Source organism: Cupriavidus sp. PB-02 (genome assembly GCF_058252315.1).
The window spans coordinates 1,408,768-1,433,525 of the sequence record NZ_CM177694.1 but is presented as its reverse complement, the minus strand read 5'-3'; the positions used below and the strand labels follow the sequence as shown (position 1 = coordinate 1,433,525).

The window sequence follows — 24,758 nt, the reverse complement described above, 5'->3', positions numbered from 1 at the left end:
GTGCAGCAGCCGGACAGGCGCCGGGCGGCGACGCCCAAGGCGCTGGCGCTGGCCGAGGCCGGACCGATAGCAGTCATCGAAAGGCCCTCGAGTACTTGGCCAGGGCACGCGTCAGCTCGCCCTCGAACTCGGTGCGGGCGATCTTGTCGGCCACCTCAAAGAAGCGGAAGCGAGGCTGATAGGCTGGCGCACGCACGAACACGAGCACCGGCACGATGTCGCTGCCGTGAATGCCACGCTTGGCATAGACACCAGACGGCAGGGTCTGCATGCGCCCGTGCATCCAGCTGCGCGCGCCGATACGATGCCCACGCCGGGCCACGAAGTAGGCCACGCCGTTGATGGTCTTGAAGCCATTCGCACTGCGGCCGACTCGCTCACGCCGCGCGCGGCTCTTGCCTGTGGCGTTGGCGCGATACCCCTGCTCGCCGAAGGCACGGAGGTAGCTCAGGATCTGGATGATCTGGGCGCGGCTCATGTTGCCGTAGGCGTCCAGCTTCGCGCCGGCCGCTGGGATCGCGTACTCGTCGGGCAGCATGGCGCCAATGCGCTGCAGCGCCTTCTCGAAGCGCTTCCAGCCCCGCCCTCCGCCTGAGACCTCGGGCGCTAGGTACTTCACAGCAGGCGTGCCCTTGCTGGTATCCGCTTTGAGGCCCACTACCGCCTCAGGCTTGGCCGGCGTGGCGGGCGTCAGGTACACGCTGTTGATGGTGTATCGGGTGGGCCTGTCAAAGGCACGCTGGATCTCGGTACGCTCAGCGTCGCGGATCTTGCGTCCAGTCTGCGTGAGGGCGACGACGCTGGCGAACGGCAGGTCGCGATTCATTAGCCGGTCGATGTCACGTATCACAGCGGCTGCATTGCCACTCATGCTGAGCTTGTCGGCCATCGTCAGCCCACCCGCGGCATAGGCCGCACGTCGAGCCAGACACAGACCATGATGCCGATGACCACAGAAACCAGAATCCATACGTACATCGTCATCACCTCGAAAAGAAAAAGCCTGCCGAGTCGCCTCGGACAGGCAAAGCCCACATCGTGGGAGGAGACACAGGTTGTGGCGCGCGTGCACGCGCCCCCAGAAGCGGCGTGGCAGAGCGAAAGATTCCCCGGTGCTTTCACTTTGTTCCCCGTTGCAAAACCGTCAATGCCAGCCAGCATCAGCCTCCGTTGAGCTGCGCCAGCGTCGCGTCGAGCAGATCCAGCTCCGTCATCTTCAGGATCCGCAGGTATGTCTTGTCTCCATGCACCCCGTTCTTGCCCTGGTGGCAATCCAAGTGGCAAAGGGGAATGACCAGGTGATTTCCGGCCCGCTGCGCGCCACCCTGACCCGTGCGGATGTGGTGCGCGTCAGTGGCGGATTCTTGCCGCCGGTCCAGCAGCGTGCAGCAGATGCACGCCATCTTCTTAATCCGGCCCATGTAGGCAAGTTCCGCCTTGGTCGGCGCCTTTTTGCTCATGCAGCCTCCCCGACGAACAAGCCGCTCTGCTGCGCGTGCAGCGGCTCCACGACGATCTCGGCGCGCGGATTGGCGCGGTCGATGGAATGGAATACATGCTTCTCCCGGACTTGCCGGTCATTGACGTAGACGCCGCGCTGGACCAGCACCCGCTTGTCGCCCTTCCCCGAGTACCGGGCCTGCATCACGTCCAGCAGCACGGATTCGTCCAGGTCGGGCCGCTCGCTGGCGTAGAACAGGTGCAGAGTCACCCGCACGGGTCCCTCCAGCATCTGGCGCGCGGCTGGCGGAATTTGGCGCAGAGCATCGCGCTCGAACTTCCGAGCCTTCTCCGACTTGATGCTGGCTGGCCGGTGCCGGATCGTGACGATCTTGCGGCTGTTGGCCTTGCTGGCACATTCGCCGAGGATGGTGAAAGCAATCATTGTCGTCATGCCGCACCCCGCCGGCGCGCAGCAAACCATCCACACCGGGCGCTCGTTTCGTCCATCCACTGGCACGGCGCGACATCGGTCGGCCAGGTAGGCGTGCGAAACCAAGTCTCGAAGGCTTGCCAGGCCTTGGCACGGCTGGCGGCCTCACCAGCAATGGCCGCCTCGCACTTTCGCGCTTCGAGCCGCCGGATGCCATCGTCATCGCCGCAATCGTTCAGGCAGTCGCAAACCCGAAGGTGGATCGATGGGCCGGTCATGCGCCCCCTTCAGGTGGCGTGGCGCTCATGGCGGCATCAGCCTTGTCTCGCTTGATGATGTCTGTGCAGCTTTTATGACCGTAACAGCATTCGTCCGGCATGCCCTGCGGGAAACCCATGCAGCAGTCGGCGCAGATCCACTCACATTCGCCGCGAGCCGCACGCATCTCCCAGTCCCGCGTGATCTTGTCCATCGTGGCGATGGTTTCCGACATATCGCCGCCTTCAGGCTTGACGGCGAAAAAGATCCCCAATCCGCTCATGCACCCTCCTTGCTGGCGCTCATGGCGGCGCGCAGTTCGTCCTCTGCCGCATGCAGGTCTTCAATGCTGCGATATTTGATGTTGATCTCGTACAGAGAATCCGGGCCGCAGACACGGGAGGTCTTGAATCCGGTGCGGAATACGGCGAACGCATCGGGCTTCCCCACCTGGTCGGCAGGCGATGCGGCGATCATTGGGCAGACCGACAGGTCGATGGGCTTGTACCAGCCATCCATCTGAATCGTGCAGGCGCGGCGGCCCAGCGGCTTGCCTTCCACCTCGACCAGTCGCGCGCCCAAGCCATCGGCAATGTGCTGCATGACTTCCCGATAGCTCAGCGTGGCCGCCTCTTCCGACCACGGCGCGGCGATCAGATCAAGGTCGCGCTCCAGCGTCCCGTGCACGCCGATCGCGTAGCCGACTTCTCGGGCCAGCTCGCGGATGCGATCGATTGGCGGCAGTGCCGGCTCTTCCCAGCCCGCGCACGGCTCGACGGTCGGCGCTCCGCACTTGTGGCATTCATCGCCTTTACGCGGCGCATTGCATTGCTGGCACCTGCGATCCGTCAGCGCGGCAGGCGCAGGGGCGGCGAGATAGTCGCGCAGCATCATGGCTGCATCCATCGTCCTGCAGTCTTCCCCGTGGCCGCAGCGCGGGCATTCCCAACTGCTGATTTCCAAATCCTTGGACACCGCTTCCAGCATTGCCCTATCGGACGCCACCGGCTCCGCCTGTTGCACGCTGGAGCTCGGGGCAACGTTCACGCACGATGTCCCCGGGTGCGAAGCGTGCCCGCACGTCCGGCATTTTTCGTCGGCCCTCGGGGCGCCTTGGGCGAGGATGGCGCGGGCTTCTACGTATTCGACATAGCCGTCCCAGTCCGCAGCGAGCGAAGCGGCGTGGTCCTCGACGGTGCCGTCAAACGGCAGGACGACCGCCCTCGTTGTCGGGAAGTGATCTGGGTTCCCGCCAGCAGCGGCGATTTCGGCGCGCCGCTTTGCAGCGTAGGTGGAGTGGAATTCGTTGACTGCGGCAGCGATGCGCTCGGCTTCCTTCTTCGTCGGTGCTGCGACAACATCGTCGGGCCCTTCGATGTGGATCATCCATAGCGGCACGATCAGCCCCTGCGCCACGGGAGCGGCTTGCGGCGGGGCAGCGTAGACCGGCATGGATATGCCGCACATGCTATTCCGCGCCCTGCGCAACGCCACCGCAGTTATGGGCTTCGCGAGATCCTCAGGGTTGATGTACCCGATAGGCACCGCCTCGCCTTGCGGTTCCTGCGCCAGGGCGGCGCTGGCGGCTTGGGCCTTGACCAGCGCGCGCGACAGCCAGCGGATGCGGTCTTTCACGGCCGTCATCCATACGATCGGCATGAATGCCTTGCCGGCCGCGACAGCCGCGAAGTCAGGCCGGGTGTCGTAGTTCAGGAACGCGCCGTTCGCCAACTCGTCGTCGGTCAGGTTGCCCAGCGCCAGCGCCGCGCGCTCTCGGTCGTAGTAGTCGCCGTGCGGGTCCGGTTCCCCGTTGGATCGCCAGGTTGCGGCAGGCGTGCGCGCCACGGCCTCGTCTTGCTTGTTCTGCTCGGTCATGCCGTCACCCATGTCATGGTTTGTGGAAATCGTTACCGGTAGCAAAAGCCGTGTCTTCGCCACCAATGTTCATGCGAAGCAGGCATGCGGCAGCCTTCAGCAAGTTCTGAGCGCGGAGGGCCGTCGCGGGCTTCATTTCGCCAATCGTGACCAGGTCCTCGGCTGCTTCCACGCAAGACAGCGCCAGGCAAGTTCGGTCCTCGACCTTGCACGCGGCATTGATCAGCGCAACGTCATTGACCTTGACCGCGTTGTCCTTCAACAGCTCGATGGCGGCGGTGGAGCTCATACGGTCACCTCGTCTCGCTCTTCGTCGTGGAGAGGGACGCCACTGATTGGGCGCAGCCATGCGTCGGGGCAATCCGCATCAACGCCAAGCGTCAGAGCGCCGGACTTCTTGTTGCGAACGATGCCAACTCCTTGAAACTGGACAACCCACGCCGGAAGACCATTAACGTTCGGCGCAGAGCGGAGCACCTCAACGACCTTCCCCACCGCAGCAGGCGCACCCTCAGCCCGCACGACAATCGCCAGATCGCCAGGTTTGCAGTTCATGCCGTCACCTCGTCCAGCTGCTCGTCATGCACCGGCACGCCGCTGATCGGGCGCAGGTCGGCGTCGTAGCAGTCGCCCTTGGTGTCGAAGGAGAATTCCCACGGCCGGTCCAGCTCCTGCACGCGAAGCGGCGCGCCTTCGACCTTGCAATGCCAGGCTGGGCCGTCGTCGAGCCAGAGGGGCGGCGCAATGACACGCACCACCCGGCCAACGTTCTCGGGGAAGGCGTCGCGCACGATGAAGGCGAGATCTCCCACTTTGCAACGAGTTTTCATGCTGACCTCCGCAGCTTCTTGGCCTTCCGCTCACGCTTTGCCTCAGCGGCGGCAATGGCGTCACGGTCTGCCTGGGTGAGTCGGCCCGGCTTGCGGGTCTGGGGTTGCGGCGTGCGGGCGGCTGCGAGCGGCGAGGGGGCGAACATGGCCGCCATGGCGCCAAGGAACGAGAGCACCCTCATGCCGGCACCCGATCGGAGCGGAGATGGCGGCGTGCCGGCAGCTGGATGTGCGCCAGGCGGATGCCGAAGAAGGCGAGCAGCTCGGCCGCTGCACCACCGGTCTCCCGCGGCGGCTTCTCGACCACCGTGCGCTCGGCGACGGGCGGCAGTGCTTCCAGGCTTGCAAGCGTCCACTCGCCCCGCACACCGCGTCGACGCACCACGGCGCCCGCCCGCTCGAGCTTGGCCAGCTCCAGGTGCACGGCCTGCCTGGACACCCCCGCCGCATTAGCAATTTGCGAGGCAACCACGGCTTCACCGCGCCGCAGGGCCTCGATCAGGTACTGCCTCGTGGTTTTCATGCTGTTGCTTCCTCCGGTTCGTCGTAGCAGACGTGCTTGTAGACCGGCAGCTGGAGCTTGGGCGCCTTGAGTGGCATGCCCCAGGCCTCCATCAGCGGCGTGATGTCGGTGCCCGTGCGGACGTGCTGGCCTGGCCTGAGCGGCCGGTATGCGGCCAGGGCTGGCAGGTCGGTCGCCGTCCAGATCTTCAGGTAGAACTTGCCTCGCTTGATCGTCTTGGCCTTGACGAGCGACAGCGCCTGCAGCCGGCCAAGGACGTCAGCCACCGCCCCACCGGTGCAGCCGGCTGCCTTCGCAAATTCCGTCGCGCTGACGCTCTCGCCCCTGAGCAATGCCGCGCATACCTGCTCTCTCACGGTCATGGTCATGGCTGCCTCACTCGACGCTGGCCGGGACATCCCAGCACGAACCGAACGAGCCGGCGTCCGCCGCATCGCCCTCGCTGCTGAGCAGGGACAGGAGCATCGCGGCATGCATGGGTGATACGCCCTCGTCTGCCACCGGCGCAGCGGCGGCCGGCCGGGCACGGCGCGGTACCGAGGCAACCGCCCAGGCGCGCGCCATGCGCGAAGGCGCCGGCCTGGCCACGGCGGCAGGTGTTGCGGGCATGACCGACTGGCGCAGCACGCGTGCGATCAGGTTGCGAATGACTTTCATCTCCACTCCCTCCTCTGCAAATCAAGAGCCAGACCGCAGGCCAAGCGCTGTCTGGGCCATCCTCAGCACGCCAAGGGCGATCTTCTCGCCGGCCTTGACGCGCGCCACAATCCGTTCGGCCCAGCGCTTGTTCCCGGGCTCCTTGGCCGTTGCTCGCACCTCGCGCATCGCCGCCTCGACCCGCTCCGGACTGGCGCGGCCGCGACCTGGCGCCGGCAAGGCGACCAGCCGCTCCGGCACGTCAGGGATCTGGTCCTGTCGTAGCACGGTGTCCAGCGCGGCGCCGAACCGCTTAAGCAAGGCGCCATGCGATAGATTCAGCATGTCGAACTCGCCGACCTTCATGGCTGCCCAGTAGATCGCCGGGTTGGTCCACTCGTCCTTGCCCTCGGCGCGCAAGCGCAACTGCTGGGCAGCCTCGTAGAGGGCGGCGTCGACGTTGATGCCGGGCCGGCAGAGCGACACGAACTCGGGCAGCGTGGGCGGAAATGGGCGACCGAGGAGCGCGTCGCTGCCGCGGCGCAGCTCATCGCGCGACAGGGACGCCAGTTCCTTCCCCCAGAGACGGCGGACCGACGGGAGATCCGTGCCACGCCACAGGTCAGCGAACTTGGAGCCGTACATGCCCGACATGCGCGCGAACAGGCTGTCCACCCAGGACTCAGGGATGGCGCCGGCCGGCCAGTCAGCCGACGACGCGGGCGTCAACATCGAAGGTCTCTGGGGTGCGTTCATGGCTCGATCTCCTCCCGGTGAGGGTGGCGTGGACGTCGGCGCGCTCCTGCGCTCTGGCGTCGCCTGTGGTGCTGCTGGGTGCCTGCGACGCGAGCACGCGGTCGACGTACGCCGGCAGGAATGCGATCGGTTCCTTGGATTCCTTGCGCGCCTGGGTTACGGCGGCGTCGACGCGATCCAGCGTCAGGCCGGCATTGACCCAGCCGGCAAAGATCGGCCAGGCCTTCTTGCGGTCGTGGATGCTGCAGACGTCGATCTCGACGCCGTGACGTTCGCGGAAGTGCGATGCCCAATGGCCTTCGCTCGTCGGCGGGTTGGGAATCGTCACACCCCCCGTCGCGCGCGAACCACTGACGATTGAACTACCACTATCCTTTCCCTTCCTATTCCCTTCCCTTCCCTTCCCTTCCGTCAGTGAGCCCTCCGTGATCGCTCCGTGATCACTCACTGAGTCCTCCGTGAGTCCTCCGTGAGACCTCCCTGAATCGTCCGCGCCTGTACCCCCACCATTCACGGAGTCGGGGTGGCTAGCGTCACCAGCATTCAGTGAATCGCCAGCCTCAGACGCCTTGTTTTCAGTGAGTTGAGCAGGAACCGGAATGGCGGATTTGGACTTCCGGTTGATGACTTGATGTCGCTCGAAGCCCTCGATGTGGAGAAAGGTGTCCCCATTCACTGAGTACTCACTGAGCAGGCCAAGGGACAGCAGCCGCCCAATGACAGGCTCGCAATCGATCGAATCAGCCGGGAAGATCTGCATCTTCAGCTTGCGGGCTGAGCGCTGCAGGTTGCCGTTGTCGTCGGCAAAGTTCCAGGTGCCGATGAAGAAAAGGCGCGCCTCGAAAGGCAACTCCACGATCTTCTCGTCGGTCCAGAAATCCGGCTTGATGGTGCGAATGCGGGCCATGTCTGCAACCTCAGCCGCGGCGGCTCTTGCGTGAGACCGGCGCGCTGGCCTGGCCGTATTGCTCGCCCTTGTAGCCGGAGAGCCATTCAAGGTGCGCGTCAGTGCCGGGGACATGCGGGTTATCGTCCGCGTGCCTGCCGCGCCGGAAAGCCTCGGCTCCGGCGTCGCGCACGTGTTCCCGGGGTGTAAGTTCGTGAATCACTGTCTCTCCGTCCCTTTGCCTGGCGTGAAATGCCGGGGTGTGTATCGGGGTGACTTGACACCCCATTCACACCCCGTTCTCACCCCTTTCTCGCCACGACGCCGATGCGCTCGGCGTATATGCTCTTCATAACTTCCTCGCCGTGAGCGCTGATCATCAGCAACTCGCGAACGAACTCGGAGAGCGACATGCCCACTTCGCAAGCCCTGGCCTCCAAAGCCTCGCGGGTTTCCCAAGGCACCTTCACCTTGGGAATCTCGGCCGCCATCTTTCCGAAGAGGTTGCTACGTCCGCTGCGCGCCATGCCGTCGTCCCGGTCTGTCATCCCGAAATCCCCGTTGGTGGACCAAACCCGTTGCCCGCTGATCGATTTCGCAGGCTCTTGTCAAACCCAGGCGCGCTACCATTCTTGGCAGTCCCGCCCGCGACCACTCGTGTCGGTGGTCGCTTCAGTCTTTACGCAGGTGCTGCGGCGGATTCAGCCGCGGTTGTTTTGTGGTCCTTGGACTGCAGGAGCGATACGAAGTCGAGCTTTCCTTCCGAGGCCAGCACAAGTCGTTGGGCGAGCTTTACCGATGGGCGGCGGTGCCCATGGGCTATCTGGCTGAAATAGGCGTAGTTGGTCCCCGCCACTTCGCTCACGCGGGCGGCCTCCTCCGAGCCAAACTGCTTCAGGAAAGTCTTTGCATCCATCCCGCGCTCACTGAACTGTGGTCACCGATGGATTTACGATAGCAAAATGCTAGTGGCAAGTCAAAAGCATTTTGCGTGTTCCCGTACGTAGCAAATTGCTATGTAATGCCCCGTATGGATATCAGCGAGATCCGACGTCTCAACCTCCTACGCTTGATCGGCGACCAAACCATCACCTCATTCGCTGAGCGAGTGGGTGTTGCGCCCGCCTATCTCAGCCAGATCAAGAATCAGGCTGACGGGCGTGGAATGGGCAGTCGCACGGCTCGCCGTATTGAGGACGCTCTGGGCCTCCCCCACGGGAGCATCGACCACGAGCAAGGCGACTCATTGGGAGAGCTTCAGGAAGCCATTGAGCTGCTCAAGTCGCTGTCGGAGGGCACCAGGCGAGTAGCAATCGCCCAAATTAAGGCTCTCGCAGATCTGGATTCAGAAAAGGTTAATTCAGCACTCGCCGAAAACGCCATGGAACGTGATACCGTTGCCTCACGCACTTATGCCGAGAATGTCTCAGAACAAAGACAAAGGCTGAAGAGCACGCTCGAAGGTGGGGTCAATCGTGCAGGCAAACGTCACAAATCTGGTGGTGGATAGGGAGGCTGTCGAGGTCGCCCAGGAATTGCTGCGCAAAGCCACAGCGGGGGAACTCTGTGGCTTCATGTTTGCGGCGAGAACAATACACCGCGGGTACGAGTTCGCCATGACCGGCGCATTCAAGACAAACCCGTTGGAAGCCGCCGGCGCGTCAGGGCTGCTCCGAACCCTGGCGGAACAGCAAGCGATCGAACGCCTCTAAGGGCAGACCCTAACGCGGCGAATTGCCATGTTGTACTTCCGCACTACCCCCCCAAGTGGGGTATACGAAGTCCGCCGCGTACGACGCCACTTTATTGAAGAAGATCGGCTTCTAGCAGACGAGGTCGCGCCCGAATCCATAAGCCCGCCGATTGGCGGGCTTTTTGTTTGCACTAGAGTCGCAAGGCGCTACGGGGCCGGGCGAGCAGCTCTGCCCGGCACAGGCATAGTCGCCTGTCATTTCCATTATGCCTGGCGACGGATATCGAGAATCTCGGCGCGGACGTTGCGATCCGTCATGTACAGCAGAAAGGCGGCCACTACAAAGGCCACAATTCCGACGCAGTCGGCCGACAGGTCCTCGCCGTAGGTCAGGGCCACCACTCCAACCGCAGTGGTGATGCAGACCAGCACCAAGCCGGAGATTGCACAGATGACGGCAGCACCGTAGCTGGTCATGAAGCGAAGAATGGCTTGCATGGGCTTTCTCCTGTTTCTTGTTGTCCAGGCAGATTAGCGCGCATTCCCTCTCCGCCATATCAGACAAAAGTATGTTTCAGCAGTGAACAGCCACGCACTTCCATGGCTCGTGCGCTTTCGCACATTTCAGATCGCATTTTGCTATTGCACGACTAATAGCAGTTTGCTATTGTTGACTCACGGCACGAACAAAGTGCTACCTGCCACGGGAGTCAGCAATGCGAACCAGCACCCTTCTCTTCACCTGCATCACCACCATCCTGGTGGTCGGCGCCGTGGTTTGCGCCGTTCTGCCGACCATGGCCTCAATCGCCCGCACCCTGACCGCCGCTCTGGCGGTGGCTCAGTAAGGAGCCGGCCATGGCCACCACCCTGCCCGCCTACGCCGTCGTCTATACGCTGCTCGGCTGCCGCTGCGTCACGCGCTTCGACAAGCTGACCGACGCCATCACCTTCGCCGTGCGCGCCGAGATCGATGGCTGCACGGACATTTCCGTGCACTGAGGAGGCCGGCCATGAACCACCAACAGGCCCGGGCAGACATCGCCGCGCAGATCGCCCTCGGCAATGTCGAAGCCTTCTGCGAAGGCGACGACGCCATCAGCCACCTCAGCAAGCTCTTCACCGTGCGGAACGCCCGCCGGCGCGCCGGCGAGTCCGACGCCGCCTACGCGGCCCGCGTCGGCTCCCTGCTGACCGACATGCTCGACGCGATCGGGCAGGTCCTGGTCGGCGCCAACGTCAAGTTCGTCTTGGCGGACGCCGCGGAGCAGCCCGTGATCTGCGCAACCCGTGAGGCCTCCCTGCTGGCCGTCAGCCGTCAGGTTCAGCAAGACGTCCTGATGGCGCGAGGTGTGGCATGAACGCCGATCAAGCCGCCGTCCGCCAGGCCATCCAGGCCAACTGCAACACCGAGCTGCTGCGCGAGCTGCAGGCCGCCCACCGGATCATCCGGAACACCCTCGGGATTCTGTCCGTCAGCCAGAAGGCAGTGCTCGCCGAGCGCAATGCGCGCGACGGCGTCGACGGCGAGGGCATTACCCGCGCCCATGAGCGCGAGGCTGTCATCAAGCGCGCTGGAGGTGTGGCATGAACGCGCCGACCGCGACCCAGATCGGGCTGCTGCAACACACGCTGGGCATCAGCGAGCGTCACCGCGAGCCGCACCGCAACCACTTCGTCGCCAGCGCTGGCCACCACGACATGAAAGACCTGGTGCAACTGGAGGCGGCCGGCCTGATGATCCGCGGGCATCGTCCCGGGTTCCTGCCGGGCGACTCGATTGTCTTCTACACGACCGAAGCGGGCCGCGTGCTGGCGATCACGTCCTTGCCCGAGCCGAAGAAGCCGACGCGCTATGAGGAATACCGCGAGGTCAGCGAATGCTACGACTCGTTTGCCGCGTTCCTGATGGGCGGACGCGTGCCGAAATTCGAAAGCCGGACCCGTTACGACTGCATCTGGCAGGAATGGACGGGCGGCGATCGGTGGGGCTATCAGTACCGCATGTACCGGACCTGTTACGACGGCTGGCGGGACCGGCGTGATGTCGAGGGCGAATGGTGCAAGACCAAGAAGGAAGCCAAGGCCAGCTACAAAGCCGCGCTGAAGAAGCATCAGCAGCAGCAACGCGAATGGGCTGGGAGTGTCCTGTGAAGATCTTGCGCGCCCTCCTCTTCTGGTTCGGTATCTCCCTCGGCGTCATCGGCCTGTCTGGCCTCTACGCCTGGCTGAACCCTGACACGCCCTCCACAGCTATTTGGAGGCAGTCGTGATGTTTCGCATCTTCATCAACCGTCAGTGCGTCTATACCGGCCCGTTCGCCAGCTGGTGGGATGCCCTTGACGCCGCCATCAACCGCGGCCTGCTGTGCGGGGCGCGCAACGTCCAGGTGAAAGCAGCATGAAGCTCTCCGAACGTATTCTCGAAGCCTTCGACGCCAAGGCCGCAGCCGACCGCGCAAAGATCGGCGATCAAGCCTCAGACATAGATGCGCTGGGAGAGATTTTGGCCACCGCGCACTACGCCGGCGTGGAGATCGAACCCGATTGCATCCACGCGCATGGGGACTCGATTTTGTTGACCGGAAGCCAGCGAGTGGCTGCGCTCGAGTGGATGCTGCGCAGTGGCTTCAGCCTTCAGAGTGCCAGCCCCTCCGACTACTACGTACACAACCGCCTCGCGCATCCGGGGCTTCGTTGTCTGGTTGTCATCCTGACGCCGCTCGAGCGCAAGGTCCGGTCATGAGCATGCCCGGCTACCGCGCTCAGACCGCAGCAAACAACAAGGCTCTTGCCGAAGCGGCAAGCCGCGTAGGTAAGGCGCCCGTTCCGCCCGGCCTGCCCTCCGCGCAAGAGGTCGTCACCGCTATCGATGGTGTCCTGCAGTGCGAGAACTTCTATTCGGCGGCCGCCCAAGATGCGCTGGCCCGCCTGGTGATCGTGCGCGAGCAGTTCGCCGCCTCCATCACCGGCTGTCTCGGTCACCCAGAGGAGCCGAAATGAGCTCCCTGATCGTTGCTAGCAGCTTGGCTGCGTCTGCTTTCGCAATCGCTGCGCTTGGCGCCTACGCCAACTACCGATTTATCAAGCGCCTCACCGAGGGGGAGGGACTCGCAATGAAGCTGGTCAGCACCACCACCATGATCAAGCGCCTGGCAGGCCTGCTTGGCACCCGCGACCTTAGCGAGTGGGAGCAGGACTTTGTTCGCAAGCTGGCGGCACAGGCTCAGGCCGGCCAGGTGACACAGCTCACCGGCGCCCAGGTCGACAAGCTCGACGAACTCCACGGGAGGCACTTCGCATGACCTGCACCCAAGAACGCTTCGAGCGCGACGTCGCCGAGCACCAGATGACTGTGCTCCACGAAGACGGCGTGTACCGCCACATCCGATTCCGCAGGCCCGACTCCTCGAGCATGCACTTCGACTTGATCACCTACCCGGGCTATCTGGTCTACTCAGGTGATATGGGCTGCTACGTGTTCTCGCGCCTGACGGACATGTTCTCGTTCTTTCGCACCGACCGGCTCTACAGGAAAGATCCGAGCAAGCTGTACATCAACCGCGGCTACTGGTCCGAGAAACTGCAGGCCGTGGACGACAACCGCCGCAGCGGGGGTGCCACCGAGTTCAGTCCCGAGAAGTTCCGGCAGGTCATCAACGAGTACCGGCTGCGCTGGGTCCGCGAGCACCACGACGTGCTCGACAAGGAGCAGCGCCGCGAGCTGTGGGAAGCCGTCGACGACGAGGTGCTGTGCTACCTCGATGACGGCGAGCATGCGGCCTACCAGCACGCCCAGGACTTCTCCTGGTCGGCCAATCCGATCAGTCAGCACCGGCACGGATATCACCACCGGCACCGCACGTACGCCTTCGAAGACCTGTGGGAGCACGACTTTACCGACTACACCTTTCACTTCACCTGGTGCTGCTACGCCATCGCTTGGGCGATCCGCCAGTACGACGCGGCGAAGGCACCGGCAGAGCAGGAGGCCGCATGATCCGCCGCCTCCTGCTCGCCTACTCGGCCACCCGCCCCTGCAAGATCATCTGCGAGGCCGGCCGCCCCTACCTGGAGCGCTACTTCGTCTGCGCCTTCTTCGGGATCCGCATCTACCTGCATCGCTTCGTCGGGTCTGACCCCGATCGCGGGCTGCATGATCACCCCTGGCGCTGGGCGCTGTCGCTGGTGCTGCTTGGCTGGTATTACGAGGCGACCCGACGGTACAGCGGCCTGCGCCCAGTGCGCTGGTTCAACTTCCTGACCGGCGACACCTTCCACCGGGTGGTTCTGATCCCCGAAAACGAGAGCACCGATGTGTTCGACGTCTGCACGCCTTCCGAGGTTTGGACGCTCTTCATTGTGCCGGCCAGGGACGTCAAACCCTGGGGCTTCATGAGGGATATGGGGCAACTCGGCCAGATCTTCACCCCTTTCGAGTACGGCCCGGCGGGGAAGCCTGCCAAGTGGTGGATCGGCGCGCCGAAAGGCCGCGATGCCGCCCTGCGCCGTCCTGACTGACCCCCTTGCGGTGCGTTGACCACCCTGGGACGCGCCGCTCTTTTCTTCGCAACGAGGCTGATATGAAATCGCGCGCTGGGCAAAAGCGGTGGTCTGACGCTGAACTCGTGACCCTCAAGCGGGAGTGGTTGAACGGCATGCCGATCCGGCAATGGATGCACATGCTGCCCGGACGCTCGCACCAGTCCATCGTCGCCAAGGCGCTGGATCTCGACCTGGGCAAGCGCGGCTGTGGCCCGACGCCAGACAACTCCATAACCTGGCGGACGATCCAGCGCCTGCTCTCGGGCGGCCAAATGCTCTCGGACAAGCAGTTGGCCGAGAAGTCAGGCATCAGCCGCCGGTACATCGCCCAAGAGATCGCCGCCCACTACCCCGCCTGCCTGCATGTTGGCGGCCATGGCCCCAAGACCGGCACCGGGCCGGCGCCGCGGCTGTGGGCACTCGGCCAAGGCAAGGACGCAGAGCGCCAGCGCGCGATGACGGGCGCCGAGCGGGCCCGCAAGCGCTGGCGCCTCCTCAAGGCAACCCGGCCGGAATACCTGGACAAGCGCAATGCCCGCGATCGCCTGAAGTATGCCGAGAAGGCCGGCAAGCTGATCCGCCGCGACCCTGCAGCGGCTTGGTTCTGACAAACCCAACAAGAAACGGAAGCCCTCCAGCATGATTCACGACCACTTCCTGCTTGATATAGAGCCAGTGGCCAACTGCTCCGGCCGGAGTTGGGCATGAGCATCGTCCACGTCGTCTCTATGTCCGGCGGCAAGGACAGCACGGCAACCGCCATCCTGGCGCTCGAGGAGCACGGCCGGGAAGCCTGCCGCTTTGTCTTTGCCGACACAGGCAACGAGCATCAGGCGACCTACGATTACGCCCTGGACTATCTACCGGCTGCGCTCGGCATCAAGGTCGATATGGTGCGCTGGCAGCCCGAAGCATCCGCTCTACATCGCGGCGAAGACCCGCCCGGAACCGTTCAAAGACCAAGACCTGTGATTCCGATTTACAAGGCATCACCTGTAAATGCAGCAAAAACCAGAAAGCATCATCACAACAACCCGGCAACACTGGGAGCGGCAAATGGACAACAGACTCATGAGCGAGCAGGATCTGCAGGACGTGACCGGCCTCAAGCGCCGCAGCCTTCAGGCGGCATGGTTCCAGCGTCACTTCGGGATCACGCCCGTGCAGCGCGCGGACGGCCGGATCATCATGACCTGGTACGCCTTCGAAGGCCTGCAGGCGAAGCGCGCCGGCGTGCTGACGACATCTGAAGCCAACCAGCGCCCCACCCTTGTCCCCCTCCGGAAGGCCGCATGAACGCACGTCGACGGACAAGGCCAGACGGGCTGCCCAGCCGCGTCTACAAGAAGAGCGGCAGCTTTTACTGGGTACATGCCAATCGTTGGGTCCGCCTGTGCCGAGTCGGCGATGGCGAGACGCGCATGCTGGAGCGCCTGATCGAGGAGAAACGAAAGATCGCCCTCGACGCCGCCGAGGGCAGCATGTCGCGCCTGGTTGCCATTTACATGGAGAAGGAAGCGACCAAGTACGCTGACTCGTTTCGCGACGAATGGAAGCGGCGTGGCGAGGATGCCCGGAAGGCCTTCAAGGCTTTCGACATCCAGCAGGTGGATGCCGGGGCTGTGGCCGACTTCCTGGAAGGCAACTGGACGGGCAAACTGCCGACACAGCGTGCAATGAAGAGTTGGCTTTCCAAGTTTTTCTCATGGGCGGTGCTGCGCCGCCATGTCACGGTCAACCCCTGCCGTGAAGTGGAGGTCAAGAAGCCGAAGGCGCGCAAAGTCTACATACCGCACTCCCACTTTCTGGCTATCCGCGAGAAGCTTGCAGTAGCCTACGATGGCAAGAAGACTCCAACGGGACCAATGATGCAGGTGTTCGTCGACCTATGCTACCTGACCTGCCAGCGTTCTACGGACATCCGCCTACTGAAATGGACGCAAGTCGACCACACGGCCGGCGTGATCCACTTCGTGCCAACAAAGACAGAGGAGAGTAGCGGGGAGGCAGTGGACTGGCCTATCACCCCTGAAATCGATGAGGTATTGCGCCGGGCGAAGAAACTAGAACCCATCGGTGGGGACTATGTCGTGCGGGACAAGCGCGGGAAGCCGAAGACGGACGCAGCGTGCCGGGATGCTTGGCGGGATGCAAAGGATCGGGCCGGCTTGGCCGAGTCCCCCTACACTGTAAAAGATATTCGGGCGAAATCTTTGACCGATGCGAAGAAGCTTGGCTACGACATCGATGCACTTCAGATCGCTGGCGCACATTCGGACAGAACTACAACGGAAGGCTATATCAAGCAGCGGGAGGTGCCGACTGCCACGGTACACCTACGTCTGCCGGCCGCATGACAGCATGCGGCTACGAATGCGTAGTTAAATCACTCGGAATCCGCAACCTCAACAAATAGCGCAGTGCAGTCATCGCTAGGAACGCGCTGAAGTGCGAGATTCTCGATGCTATATGCCAACTTCTTTAAATTGTCACTCGATAATGACTCTGCTACCAACTCACGCTTTTTCACGATGGTATGAAGTCCATCAGAGCACAGAATCAGTCGATCGCCACCGGAAACAGGAAAATCGACTGTGTAGAGTTCATAGTCACGACTCGAGCTTATTGATGAAGTCAGCACATTCCTTCTTGCATAACGTCGCACTTGCTGAGGTCGCAGTATCCCCTCGTCCACAAGCCTTTGAGCCTCAGTTTGGTCGCGCGTGCGTGTAATCAATCCTTCGCCGGAAAGGTGATAAAGGCGACAATCTCCAACATGCCCGCATCGAACGGTTTTATCAGCCAAATTCAAAGAACACAGGGTTAAGGTGGTGCTCAGGCTTCCTAGTCCCGGCTCGTTGGCATATAGCTCATCAACTTGCTCTTTGGCCGCCTCAAAGAGCGCAGCCACAGAACAAGACGGATCGCCCTCAAACTTCGCACGGGCTGCTGCCAGCACTGCTGATGACGCAACCTCACCTCGATCAGAACCCCCAACGCCATCAGCAATACCGAATAGAACCATCGCCTCGCTGACGGCGATTGGGGTCAACAACGAGTCCTGATTGACATCGTGCTGACCCTTGATCGAGAATTTGGCGTCTAAGAATTTCACAGATTACGCGATAGCCGCCTGAATAATCGGCGAGAGGGACGCGCGACTAGCGTTAATCGAATATTCAACGTGCCGAACGCGCGACGGAACATCGACCCCTCGTACATCAGCCTCAACCAGAAAACGGCGCGCAACCTGCTCGTCCAATGTGGCGGATGCTAGATGCATAAATTTTCGCTCCACAAACCAGCGGTTATGGCTAGCGCCGAGTTCTAGCAATGCAACAAGCGCGAGCGCCTTCAGAGAAATCGGACCGAGTTCGAAAATCGCCTCAAGCTGACTTGCCAAAACGTCACAGTAGTCGAAATCAAAGCCAGTACGAACCACAAACGCTGCAAAATCGGTTGCAACAGCGACGAACATATCTTTAGACACACTCGCCAGATTATTGAAGTGCGCTACATTGAGTGCTTTGACGATATTAAATATCGATTTACCCTCGTCTTCGAACGTCTCCAACAAAAGAAGAACGCGATCCCACTGCTCTTCCGTAAGCATCGCCGAAGCACCCAGCATAGCCACCACGTCGCCCTCCTCATTGGAGGAAAAGTTTGCAACGTAGCCATCCAGCGCATGGAACAAGTCTTCACGCAACTCTACCACGGACGGATACCGTACCCTCGGAGACCTGCGGGTACACTTCTCAATCACTGCGCCAATGGCACCAGGTGCTTGAAGGGTACTGTACGGTGTCCTGGGCGTACGAACAAAGATATCGTGAAGAATTGCCCCGAAGGAATAGATGTCGGCGGCGGGTGTCGCACGCTTCAGATTGGTGACGAGTTCCGGAGCGGCATAGTACTGAGTACCGCCACCAGCGTCAGAGGGAGTCAGAGTGGTCGATGCACCATTGGGTGACGACATCAAGCCGAAGTCGGAGACCGCATAGGAGTATCCGGCTGTACCTGTGAATCGAAGCACATTGGACGGCTTCAGATCCCGGTGGACGTACCCAGCTTGGTGAATCGCCTCGAGGCCAGCCAAGATATCGAAAAGCACCCGTCCAGGGGCGCCGCCCAAGGTCGGATCAGCCTTAAGCTCATGCTCCAGCGTGTGATCAGCTAGTGGCATGATGAAATACGGCGGGTTGGCGTTCATATCCGCCTGCACAATCCGAACGACATTGGGGTGCTGTACTGCCGACTGATACCGGATCTCACGAGCGAATCTCGCCCTCAGCTGTTCCATCCCGAGTACGTCAATAGCGTCGTTCGACGGCTGAAGTACCTTCATCGCCGCGCGCTCACTGGTGTCAGTGTTCGTTACCTCAAAGACCCTGCCAAAACCGCCGCGCCCCAATTCCTTACCAACCGTGAGTGCCATTGCCAACTCCGTCTAAAGGTGAGTTCATCGGGGCGGCTCATGTCCAACCTTCCTGCTACTCAGGAGTGCGATATTAGAATCCTTCTAATATCCCCTTGTCTGACTGAAGTCGCCCCAGACGAAAGAAAACCCGCACAGCCAATGACTGTGCGGGTTTCAATACTGGTCGGGGCGAGAGGATTTGAACCTCCGACCACCTGCACCCCATGCAGGTACGCTACCAGGCTGCGCTACGCCCCGAAAGAAAAAGATTATATCAGAAGCATTTCCCGTATGACTAGCACCTGACGTCAAATTATCCGTGCTTCGCAATCTCGCGCAGTTGCGCGAGCAGGTGCTGCACTTCGACCAGTTCATTGCGCAGACCGGCGATGTCGACCGACAGGGCCGCCGCGCTTTCTTCGCTGCCTTCCGTTGCTTCCGGCACTACCGCAGTGGCGCTGTGATGGCGCCCTTCGTCGAGCCGGTTGCGCGCACCGTTGATGGTGAAGCCCTGCTCATACAGCAATTCGCGGATGCGGCGGATCAGCAGAACTTCATGGTGCTGATAGTAGCGGCGGTTGCCGCGGCGCTTGACGGGCTTGAGCTGCGTGAACTCCTGCTCCCAATAGCGCAGCACGTGCGGCTTGACGGCGCAAAGCTCGCTCACCTCACCGATAGTGAAGTAGCGCTTGGCCGGGATCGGCGGCAACGCGATGCGTTCGCTGGATTTGTCCGACATGAAGTGTGTAGACGAGCGTCAGGCCATGCCGGCCATGAGGTTGGCGCGCAGGAGCTGCGCGCCCAGAAGAATACCGATGCCAGCCTGTGGAAGCAATCCGCCGTTTGGGTGACGGGTCAGCCTGCGATGCCCGCGCGCTCTTCCACCAGGCCCTTGAGCTTCTGGCTGGCGTGGAAGGTCACCACGCGGCGCGCGGTGATGGGGATGACTTCGCCGGTCTTGGGGTTGCGGCCGGGCCGCTGCGGCTTGTCGCGCAGCTGGAAGTTGCCGAAGCCGGACAGCTTGACGCTGTCGCCCTGCTCCAGCGCTTCACGGATGACGTCGAAGAAGGCTTCGACCATGTCCTTCGATTCGCGCTTGTTCAGACCGACCTGGTCGAACAGCATCTCGGCGAGCTCGGCCTTGGTCAGCGTGGGAACCTCGGTCGCGCGGTTGTCCGGCGTCGCGTCGTCAAGGGAGGAAGCCTGCCGGTCGCTCATCTCACCCAGTGCTGCAGCGGTCATGGAATTCGCGTCTCGATCATTCATGTCGATCGCTCAAGTGTCTGTCTGGCGATCCGCCCGGGGCTGGCCCGGGCGCCCTGTTTATCGTGTGGCTGTCGGTTCAGCCGCGCAGCCGGGCCTGGAAGGCCTCGGCCAGCGCGTCGACCATGCAGCGCACTGCGCTGTCGACAGTTTCGTCCTGGAGGGTCGACCCAGTATCTTGCAAGGTCACCCGGAACGCAAGGCTTTTCTCGTCCGCGCCGATGGCGGTGGAAGCGCCCTTGGGACGGAACTCGTCGAACAGCACGAGGCCCTGGCAGTAGCGGCCGTAGCCCTGCTTTTCCAGTGCTGCGCGCATGGTGTCGAGCATGTCCTGCACACGTACCGATTGCTTCACCACCACGGCCAGGTCGCGCACCGCGGCCGGGAACTTGGAGATTTCGGTGTACACCGGCAGGCCGGCTTCGCGCAGCGCGTCGAGCTGCAGCTCGAACAGCACCGGCGCGTGCGCCAGCTCGTACTCCTGCAGCCAGCGCGGATGCAGCTCGCCAACCATGCCAACCGGTTTGCCGTCGAGCAGCACGCGCGCGGCGCGGCCCGGGTGCAGCGCGGGGTGCGACACCGGCTCGAAGCGCGGCACGCGCGGATGGAACAGCGCCTCGACATCGCCCTTTACGTCGAAGAAATCGACGTTGCGCGTGGGGATGCCCCATTGCTCCTCGAACGCCGGGCCATAGGCGATGCCGGCGGCCATCATCGGCTGGTGGTAGCCGGCAACCGTCAGGCCACCGTCCTTCACCTCCTGGTCACGATGGAACACGCGGCCCACCTCGAACAGGCGCACGCGCGCGGCCTTGCGGTTCAGGTTGTAACGCACCTTGTCGACCAGGCCGCCGATCAGCGTCGAACGCATCACGGCCAGCTGGCTGGCGATAGGATTGAGCAGACGGATCGGGTTGTCGTTGGCGGCGAAGTCGCGCTCCCACTTCTCTTCGACGAAGGCGAAGTTGATGACTTCCTGGTAGTCGCGCGCGGCCACGGCGTGGCGCACCACGTGGGTGGAGCAGCGGGCCTCGTTGGTCGGGCGCATCTCGCTCTCGGCCACCGGCGGACGCGCCGGAATACGCTCGAAGCCATAGATGCGCGCGACCTCCTCGATCAGGTCTTCCTCGATCTCGATGTCGAAGCGGTAGCTCGGCGGCGTGACCTCGAACACCTCGCCCTCGGCGCCCTGCGACCGCGTGAACGGCAGCTGCAGGCGCTGGAACACATCGGCGATGGCAGCCGGCGACAGCTCGATGCCGAGCACGCGCTCGGCGCGCGCGACGCGCAGGCTTACCGGCTTGCGCACCGGCAGGTTGACCACGTGATCGTCCACCGGGCCGGCCTGGCCGCCGCAGATCTCGAGGATCAGCGCGGTGATGCGTTCGATATGCTCGACCGTGGTGGCATAGTCCACGCCGCGCTCGAAGCGGTGCGCGGCATCGGTCGAGAAGTTGTAGCGGCGCGCGCGGCCCTGGATCGCCGACGGCCACCAGAATGCAGCCTCGAGGTAGATGTCGGTGGTGTCCAGCGTCACGGCGGTGCTGTCGCCGCCCATGATGCCGGCCAGGCTCTCGATCTCCTTGTCATCTGCAATCACGCCGACCTGCTCGTCGACCTCGATGGTGTTGCCGTTGAGCAGCTTGATCTGCTCGCCCTTGCGGCCCCAGCGCACGTCCAGGCCGCCGTGGATCTTGTGCAGGTCGAACACGTGAGACGGACGGCCCAGCTCCAGCATCACGTAGTTGGAGATGTCCACCAGCGCCGAGATGCTGCGCTGGCCCGAGCGCTCCAGCCGCTGCACCATCCATGCCGGCGTGGCGGCGCGCGCGTTCACGCCGCGGATCACGCGGCCCGAGAAGCGGCCGCACAGGTCAGGCGCCGACACCTTGACCGGCAGCTTGTCTTGGATCGTCACCGCCACCGGCTTCATTTCAGGCAGTTTCAGCGCGGCGCCGGTCAGTGCCGACACTTCGCGCGCCACGCCGTGGATCGACAGGCAGTCGGCCTTGTTCGGCGTCAGCTTGATGACAAAGACCTGATCATCCAGGTCGAGGTATTCGCGGATGTTCTGGCCGACCGGCGCGTCCTCCGGCAGCACCAACAGGCCGCCGTGTTCTTCCGACAGCTTCAGTTCGCGTGCCGAGCACAGCATGCCGTAGCTGTCCACGCCGCGCAGCTTGCCGACCTTGATCTCGAACGGCTGGCCCCCGTCCTCGGACGGGGGCAGCACCGCGCCCACCAGTGCGCACGGCACCAGGATGCCCGGCTTGACGTTGGGCGCGCCGCAGACGATCTGCAGGGTCTCGCCGCTGCCGGCATCGACCTGGCACACATTGAGGCGGTCGGCGTTGGGATGGCGCTCGGTCGACAGCACGCGCGCGACCACCACTTTGTCGAACGGCGGCGCGACCGAGCCCACCTCTTCCACTTCCAGGCCGGCCATGGTCAGCGTGTGCGACAGCGCGTCGGTGGAGATCTTTTCAGGGTTGGCGAAGGTGCGAAGCCAGGATTCCGAGAATTGCATGGCGCTTCTGATCCGGTAAGTATTCTGTGTAGTCGTTGACGAGGGGACGGCGGCGGCGCGTCAGGCGAACTGGCGCAGGAAGCGCACGTCGCCCTCGAAGAACAGGCGCAGGTCGTTGATGCCATAGCGCAGCATGGTCAGGCGCTCCAGGCCGGAGCCGAACGCGAAACCGATATAGCGCTCGGGATCGAGGCCCATGTTGCGCAGCACATTCGGATGCACCTGGCCCGAACCGGAAATCTCCAGCCATTTCCCCGCATTTTTCCCATCCTCGAAGGCCATGTCGATCTCCGCCGACGGCTCGGTGAACGGGAAGTACGACGGTCGGAAGCGCACCTGGATATCGTCGCGCTCGAAGAACTTGCGCAGGAAGTCGGCGTACACGCCCTTCAGGTCGGCAAAGCTGATGTCTTCACCGATCCACAGGCCTTCGACCTGGTTGAACATCGGCGAGTGGGTGGCGTCGCTGTCGACGCGATAGGTACGGCCCGGGCAGATCACCTTGATCGGCGGCATCGGCTTGCCGGCGTACTTTTCGACGTGCATCTTGGCGTAGCGCACCTGCATCGGGCTGGTGTGCGTACGCAGCAGCAGCAACTTGTCCTCGCTGTCGCGGCCGTCGATATAGAAGGTGTCCTGCATCGAACGCGCCGGGTGGTTGTCCGGGTTGTTCAGCGCGGTGAAGTTCATCCAGTCGGTTTCAATCTCGGGGCCGTCGGCCACATCGAAGCCGATCGAGCCGAAGATCTGCTCCACGCGCTCCCAGGTGCGCATCACCGGATGCAGGCTGCCACGGCTGGCCGCGCGGCCCGGCAGCGTGACGTCGATGGCCTCGGCAGCCAGGCGCGCATTCATCAGCGCGTCGGCCAGCGCCTGGCGGCGCGCCTGCAGCGCGGCTTCCACCTGCTGCTTGACCTGGTTGATTCGTGCGCCTTCCGTCTTGCGGGTTTCCGGGTCGAGCTTGCCGAGGCCCTTGAGCAGCTCGGTCAGCGCGCCGGTCTTGCCCAGGAAGCGGGCCTTTTCGTTTTCCAGCGTGGCGTTGTCGTTGGCAGCAGCGAAGGCGGCCTGGGCGTCGGCGACAATTTGATCCAGATCCTGAGACATGGCGGCGGTCGTGGCGTGTTCTGGCGTCGGTCGGACCAATGACAAAAGACAATGGCCGGCCCGACGTGGGTTGGCACTACGTGCGGTATGCGTTTTCGGATGCCGTCTCGACGCCTGGCGCAAAACGGTATCCGGAACCGCAAATAAAAACGGGGCTCGGTGAGGAGCCCCGTTTCAGCAGACCTTGCGGTCGGCGGTCGACCTTGCGGTCGGTGCTTGCCCGGCAGCGCTTACGCGCTACCGCAGCCGGCATCAGGCAACGGTGGCTTTCACCTGGTTGACGATGGCGGCAAAGGCAGGCTTGTCGTGAATAGCCATGTCCGACAGCACCTTGCGGTCCAGTTCAATCGAGGCCTTCTTCAGACCGTTCATGAACACGCTGTAGGTCATGCCATGCTCACGCGTCGCGGCATTGATACGCGCAATCCACAGAGCGCGGAACACGCGCTTCTTGTTGCGGCGATCGCGGTACGCGTACTGGCCAGCACGCATGACCGCCTGCTTGGCGATGCGGTAGACATTATTGCGACGGCCGCGGTAACCCTTGGCAGCGTCGATGACTTTCTTGTGACGGGCCCGTGCAGTGACCCCACGCTTTACTCGAGGCATGTAATTCTCCTTTCGTTATCGTCAGGGGTTATGCGTAAGGCATCATCGCGCGCACCGACTTCAGGTTCGTCTCATGGACGTCCTGAGTACCGCGCAGTTGACGCTTGTTCTTGGTGGTCTTCTTGGTCAGGATGTGACGCTTGAAGGCCTGGCCACGCTTGAACGAACCGTTCGGACGGGCAGTAAAGCGCTTGGAGGCGCTTTTCTTCGTCTTCATCTTCGGCATGAAAAACTCCAGCTCATATGACATGCATGCAGGTGGACGGCTCACGCCGACGCTTGCAAGACCCGCATCCACTTGTTGTTGCACGACGACCCTTGCAGGCCGCGCGCCACTTCCGCACGAAGCAACGCCGGGATGCCTGGCATCCCGGCCGCTGCATCGCGCAGGAATTACTTCTTCTTCTTGGGGGCGAGCACCATCACCATCTGGCGCCCTTCCATCTTCGGCATCTGCTCGACCTGGCCGATTTCTTCCAGGTCCGCCTTCAGGCGTTCGAGCATGCGTGCGCCGATTTCCTGGTGCGCCATCTCGCGACCACGGAACCGCAGCGTGATCTTGGTCTTGTCGCCGTCTTCCAGGAAGCGCTTCAGGTTGCGCAGCTTGACGTTGTAGTCGCCATCATCCGTACCGGGGCGGAACTTGACTTCCTTGACCTGGATGATTTTCTGCTTCAGCTTGGCCTCGTGGGCACGCTTGGCTTCCTCGTACTTGAACTTCCCGTAATCCATGATCCGGGCGACGGGAGGAACCGCGTTCGGCGCGATCTCCACCAGGTCCAAGTCCTTATCCTCAGCCAGCCGAAGCGCGTCCATGAACTTGACGATGCCGAGCTGCTCGTTATCAACCCCTACCAGGCGCAGCTCAGGCGCGCTGATTTCCCGGTTGATGCGATGACCTTTGTCCGTAGCGATGTTGCGTTACCTCAAGAAGACAAAAAAACAAGCCGTGCTCACCACC

The 24,758-nt window shown here is 62.8% G+C and carries 42 protein-coding genes, 1 tRNA gene and 1 pseudogene; 16 read left to right on the top strand and 28 right to left on the bottom strand.

The annotated features are described in order from the left end of the window. Nucleotides 1-73: 73 nt before the first annotated feature. From AC10V3_RS06925 to AC10V3_RS06845, 17 genes are all read right to left on the bottom strand, one after another. A complete protein-coding gene (locus AC10V3_RS06925; protein ID WP_490923364.1) occupies nt 74-871 on the bottom strand; it encodes a hypothetical protein in 798 nt (265 codons plus the stop codon). 20 nt (nt 872-891) lie between these two features. Beyond that, complete coding sequence (locus AC10V3_RS06920; protein ID WP_490923363.1) at nt 892-1,161, bottom strand: hypothetical protein; 270 nt, start codon at nt 1,159-1,161, stop codon at nt 892-894. Continuing rightward, nucleotides 1,161-1,460 carry a hypothetical protein gene (locus AC10V3_RS06915; protein ID WP_078196955.1) on the bottom strand — a complete coding sequence of 100 codons (300 nt, stop codon included), beginning with the start codon at nt 1,458-1,460 and terminating at the stop codon, nt 1,161-1,163. Before AC10V3_RS06915 ends, AC10V3_RS06920 begins: the two co-directional genes overlap by 1 nt. After that, the gene (locus AC10V3_RS06910) at nt 1,457-1,894 is read right to left on the bottom strand and encodes a RusA family crossover junction endodeoxyribonuclease (protein ID WP_490923361.1); all 438 of its coding nucleotides are present in this window, start codon (nt 1,892-1,894) and stop codon (nt 1,457-1,459) included. Before AC10V3_RS06910 ends, AC10V3_RS06915 begins: the two co-directional genes overlap by 4 nt. A 253-nt stretch (nt 1,895-2,147) precedes the next feature. Further along, a complete protein-coding gene (locus tag AC10V3_RS06905; RefSeq protein ID WP_490923359.1) occupies nt 2,148-2,414 on the bottom strand; it encodes a hypothetical protein in 267 nt (88 codons plus the stop codon). Next, entirely contained in the window at nt 2,411-4,006 is a 1,596-nt protein-coding gene (locus AC10V3_RS06900) for a hypothetical protein (RefSeq protein ID WP_490923358.1), read from the bottom strand. Before AC10V3_RS06900 ends, AC10V3_RS06905 begins: the two co-directional genes overlap by 4 nt. A gap of 13 nt (nt 4,007-4,019) precedes the next feature. Then, a complete protein-coding gene (locus tag AC10V3_RS06895; RefSeq protein ID WP_490923356.1) occupies nt 4,020-4,295 on the bottom strand; it encodes a hypothetical protein in 276 nt (91 codons plus the stop codon). After that, nucleotides 4,292-4,561, bottom strand: coding sequence for a hypothetical protein (locus tag AC10V3_RS06890; RefSeq protein ID WP_349609110.1), 270 nt, complete (start codon nt 4,559-4,561; stop codon nt 4,292-4,294). The genes AC10V3_RS06895 and AC10V3_RS06890 overlap by 4 nt, the downstream gene beginning before the upstream one ends. Continuing rightward, on the bottom strand, nt 4,558-4,836 hold the full coding sequence (locus AC10V3_RS06885; protein WP_123957892.1) for a hypothetical protein: 279 nt from the start codon (nt 4,834-4,836) through the stop codon (nt 4,558-4,560). Before AC10V3_RS06885 ends, AC10V3_RS06890 begins: the two co-directional genes overlap by 4 nt. Nucleotides 4,837-5,014: 178 nt before the next feature. Further along, the gene (locus AC10V3_RS06880; RefSeq protein ID WP_490923354.1) at nt 5,015-5,359 is read right to left on the bottom strand and encodes a hypothetical protein; all 345 of its coding nucleotides are present in this window, start codon (nt 5,357-5,359) and stop codon (nt 5,015-5,017) included. After that, complete coding sequence (locus AC10V3_RS06875) at nt 5,356-5,727, bottom strand: hypothetical protein (protein WP_490923353.1); 372 nt, start codon at nt 5,725-5,727, stop codon at nt 5,356-5,358. The genes AC10V3_RS06880 and AC10V3_RS06875 overlap by 4 nt, the downstream gene beginning before the upstream one ends. Nucleotides 5,728-5,734: 7 nt before the next feature. Further along, nucleotides 5,735-6,016 carry a hypothetical protein gene (locus AC10V3_RS06870; RefSeq protein ID WP_349609103.1) on the bottom strand — a complete coding sequence of 94 codons (282 nt, stop codon included), beginning with the start codon at nt 6,014-6,016 and terminating at the stop codon, nt 5,735-5,737. 21 nt (nt 6,017-6,037) lie between these two features. Continuing rightward, nucleotides 6,038-6,751 (bottom strand): hypothetical protein, encoded by a 714-nt coding sequence (locus AC10V3_RS06865; RefSeq protein WP_349609101.1) that lies wholly within the window; start codon nt 6,749-6,751, stop codon nt 6,038-6,040. Further along, complete coding sequence (locus tag AC10V3_RS06860; RefSeq protein ID WP_349609099.1) at nt 6,702-7,658, bottom strand: hypothetical protein; 957 nt, start codon at nt 7,656-7,658, stop codon at nt 6,702-6,704. The genes AC10V3_RS06865 and AC10V3_RS06860 overlap by 50 nt, the downstream gene beginning before the upstream one ends. Before the next feature lie 10 nt (nt 7,659-7,668). Next, a complete protein-coding gene (locus tag AC10V3_RS06855; RefSeq protein WP_349609097.1) occupies nt 7,669-7,860 on the bottom strand; it encodes a hypothetical protein in 192 nt (63 codons plus the stop codon). Nucleotides 7,861-7,939: 79 nt separating this feature from the next. Continuing rightward, nucleotides 7,940-8,185 (bottom strand): hypothetical protein, encoded by a 246-nt coding sequence (locus AC10V3_RS06850; protein ID WP_078196964.1) that lies wholly within the window; start codon nt 8,183-8,185, stop codon nt 7,940-7,942. Between the two features lie 131 nt (nt 8,186-8,316). Beyond that, entirely contained in the window at nt 8,317-8,553 is a 237-nt protein-coding gene (locus tag AC10V3_RS06845) for a transcriptional regulator (protein ID WP_349609095.1), read from the bottom strand. A 114-nt stretch (nt 8,554-8,667) separates the two neighbouring features. Here AC10V3_RS06845 and AC10V3_RS06840 point away from each other — a divergent pair, with 114 nt between their 5' ends. Then, complete coding sequence (locus AC10V3_RS06840; RefSeq protein WP_349609093.1) at nt 8,668-9,147, top strand: hypothetical protein; 480 nt, start codon at nt 8,668-8,670, stop codon at nt 9,145-9,147. Nucleotides 9,148-9,594: 447 nt separating this feature from the next. Here the strand turns inward: AC10V3_RS06840 and AC10V3_RS06835 are convergent, their stop codons facing one another. Then, nucleotides 9,595-9,828, bottom strand: coding sequence for a hypothetical protein (locus tag AC10V3_RS06835; RefSeq protein ID WP_349609091.1), 234 nt, complete (start codon nt 9,826-9,828; stop codon nt 9,595-9,597). Nucleotides 9,829-10,046: 218 nt separating this feature from the next. Between AC10V3_RS06835 and AC10V3_RS06830 the strand changes: the two genes are divergently transcribed. From AC10V3_RS06830 to AC10V3_RS06760, 15 genes and pseudogenes are all read left to right on the top strand, one after another. After that, on the top strand, nt 10,047-10,178 hold the full coding sequence (locus AC10V3_RS06830) for a hypothetical protein (protein ID WP_490923350.1): 132 nt from the start codon (nt 10,047-10,049) through the stop codon (nt 10,176-10,178). A 10-nt stretch (nt 10,179-10,188) separates the two neighbouring features. Continuing rightward, on the top strand, nt 10,189-10,332 hold the full coding sequence (locus AC10V3_RS06825; protein WP_454752184.1) for a hypothetical protein: 144 nt from the start codon (nt 10,189-10,191) through the stop codon (nt 10,330-10,332). Nucleotides 10,333-10,343: 11 nt separating this feature from the next. Beyond that, nucleotides 10,344-10,691: a hypothetical protein gene (locus AC10V3_RS06820; protein ID WP_490923349.1), complete on the top strand. Its 348-nt coding sequence runs from the start codon at nt 10,344-10,346 to the stop codon at nt 10,689-10,691. Next, nucleotides 10,688-10,921, top strand: a complete 234-nt coding sequence (locus AC10V3_RS06815; protein ID WP_490923347.1) for a hypothetical protein — start codon at nt 10,688-10,690, stop codon at nt 10,919-10,921. Before AC10V3_RS06820 ends, AC10V3_RS06815 begins: the two co-directional genes overlap by 4 nt. Continuing rightward, nucleotides 10,918-11,484, top strand: a complete 567-nt coding sequence (locus AC10V3_RS06810; RefSeq protein ID WP_490923345.1) for a hypothetical protein — start codon at nt 10,918-10,920, stop codon at nt 11,482-11,484. The genes AC10V3_RS06815 and AC10V3_RS06810 overlap by 4 nt, the downstream gene beginning before the upstream one ends. 115 nt (nt 11,485-11,599) lie before the next feature. Beyond that, the gene (locus tag AC10V3_RS06805; RefSeq protein ID WP_490923344.1) at nt 11,600-11,734 is read left to right on the top strand and encodes a hypothetical protein; all 135 of its coding nucleotides are present in this window, start codon (nt 11,600-11,602) and stop codon (nt 11,732-11,734) included. Further along, a complete protein-coding gene (locus AC10V3_RS06800) occupies nt 11,731-12,075 on the top strand; it encodes a hypothetical protein (RefSeq protein ID WP_490923342.1) in 345 nt (114 codons plus the stop codon). The genes AC10V3_RS06805 and AC10V3_RS06800 overlap by 4 nt, the downstream gene beginning before the upstream one ends. Continuing rightward, the gene (locus AC10V3_RS06795; RefSeq protein ID WP_490923341.1) at nt 12,072-12,332 is read left to right on the top strand and encodes a hypothetical protein; all 261 of its coding nucleotides are present in this window, start codon (nt 12,072-12,074) and stop codon (nt 12,330-12,332) included. The genes AC10V3_RS06800 and AC10V3_RS06795 overlap by 4 nt, the downstream gene beginning before the upstream one ends. Then, complete coding sequence (locus AC10V3_RS06790; RefSeq protein ID WP_490923339.1) at nt 12,329-12,634, top strand: hypothetical protein; 306 nt, start codon at nt 12,329-12,331, stop codon at nt 12,632-12,634. Before AC10V3_RS06795 ends, AC10V3_RS06790 begins: the two co-directional genes overlap by 4 nt. Beyond that, a complete protein-coding gene (locus AC10V3_RS06785) occupies nt 12,631-13,329 on the top strand; it encodes a hypothetical protein (RefSeq protein WP_490923338.1) in 699 nt (232 codons plus the stop codon). The genes AC10V3_RS06790 and AC10V3_RS06785 overlap by 4 nt, the downstream gene beginning before the upstream one ends. Then, complete coding sequence (locus AC10V3_RS06780) at nt 13,326-13,850, top strand: hypothetical protein (protein WP_490923337.1); 525 nt, start codon at nt 13,326-13,328, stop codon at nt 13,848-13,850. The genes AC10V3_RS06785 and AC10V3_RS06780 overlap by 4 nt, the downstream gene beginning before the upstream one ends. A 62-nt stretch (nt 13,851-13,912) precedes the next feature. Continuing rightward, entirely contained in the window at nt 13,913-14,482 is a 570-nt protein-coding gene (locus tag AC10V3_RS06775; RefSeq protein ID WP_490923335.1) for a hypothetical protein, read from the top strand. A gap of 96 nt (nt 14,483-14,578) precedes the next feature. Further along, a pseudogene (locus AC10V3_RS06770) lies at nt 14,579-14,788 on the top strand (phosphoadenosine phosphosulfate reductase domain-containing protein); the annotation flags it as partial. A 157-nt stretch (nt 14,789-14,945) separates the two neighbouring features. Next, the gene (locus tag AC10V3_RS06765; protein WP_490923334.1) at nt 14,946-15,170 is read left to right on the top strand and encodes a DUF4224 domain-containing protein; all 225 of its coding nucleotides are present in this window, start codon (nt 14,946-14,948) and stop codon (nt 15,168-15,170) included. Then, complete coding sequence (locus tag AC10V3_RS06760; protein WP_490923332.1) at nt 15,167-16,231, top strand: tyrosine-type recombinase/integrase; 1,065 nt, start codon at nt 15,167-15,169, stop codon at nt 16,229-16,231. The genes AC10V3_RS06765 and AC10V3_RS06760 overlap by 4 nt, the downstream gene beginning before the upstream one ends. A gap of 29 nt (nt 16,232-16,260) precedes the next feature. Here AC10V3_RS06760 and AC10V3_RS06755 read toward each other — a convergent pair whose 3' ends face one another. From AC10V3_RS06755 to infC, 10 genes are all read right to left on the bottom strand, one after another. Beyond that, on the bottom strand, nt 16,261-16,989 hold the full coding sequence (locus AC10V3_RS06755) for a PP2C family protein-serine/threonine phosphatase (protein ID WP_490923331.1): 729 nt from the start codon (nt 16,987-16,989) through the stop codon (nt 16,261-16,263). A gap of 3 nt (nt 16,990-16,992) precedes the next feature. Further along, a complete protein-coding gene (locus AC10V3_RS06750) occupies nt 16,993-18,312 on the bottom strand; it encodes a serine/threonine-protein kinase (RefSeq protein WP_490923329.1) in 1,320 nt (439 codons plus the stop codon). Between the two features lie 163 nt (nt 18,313-18,475). Next, nucleotides 18,476-18,552 (bottom strand) — tRNA-Pro (locus AC10V3_RS06745). 55 nt (nt 18,553-18,607) lie between these two features. Then, nucleotides 18,608-19,033: a MerR family transcriptional regulator gene (locus AC10V3_RS06740; protein WP_022534406.1), complete on the bottom strand. Its 426-nt coding sequence runs from the start codon at nt 19,031-19,033 to the stop codon at nt 18,608-18,610. Nucleotides 19,034-19,149: 116 nt separating this feature from the next. After that, a complete protein-coding gene (locus AC10V3_RS06735; RefSeq protein WP_022534405.1) occupies nt 19,150-19,560 on the bottom strand; it encodes an integration host factor subunit alpha in 411 nt (136 codons plus the stop codon). A gap of 76 nt (nt 19,561-19,636) precedes the next feature. After that, complete coding sequence (gene pheT, locus AC10V3_RS06730; RefSeq protein WP_022534404.1) at nt 19,637-22,084, bottom strand: phenylalanine--tRNA ligase subunit beta; 2,448 nt, start codon at nt 22,082-22,084, stop codon at nt 19,637-19,639. A gap of 60 nt (nt 22,085-22,144) precedes the next feature. After that, nucleotides 22,145-23,188 carry a phenylalanine--tRNA ligase subunit alpha gene (gene pheS / locus AC10V3_RS06725; RefSeq protein WP_022534403.1) on the bottom strand — a complete coding sequence of 348 codons (1,044 nt, stop codon included), beginning with the start codon at nt 23,186-23,188 and terminating at the stop codon, nt 22,145-22,147. Between the two features lie 252 nt (nt 23,189-23,440). Beyond that, on the bottom strand, nt 23,441-23,797 hold the full coding sequence (gene rplT, locus AC10V3_RS06720) for a 50S ribosomal protein L20 (RefSeq protein WP_008650487.1): 357 nt from the start codon (nt 23,795-23,797) through the stop codon (nt 23,441-23,443). 28 nt (nt 23,798-23,825) lie between these two features. Next, nucleotides 23,826-24,023: a 50S ribosomal protein L35 gene (gene rpmI, locus AC10V3_RS06715; RefSeq protein ID WP_006575466.1), complete on the bottom strand. Its 198-nt coding sequence runs from the start codon at nt 24,021-24,023 to the stop codon at nt 23,826-23,828. 167 nt (nt 24,024-24,190) lie between these two features. Then, nucleotides 24,191-24,712, bottom strand: a complete 522-nt coding sequence (gene infC, locus AC10V3_RS06710; RefSeq protein WP_078195944.1) for a translation initiation factor IF-3 — start codon at nt 24,710-24,712, stop codon at nt 24,191-24,193. Between the last annotated feature and the right edge of the window lie 46 nt (nt 24,713-24,758).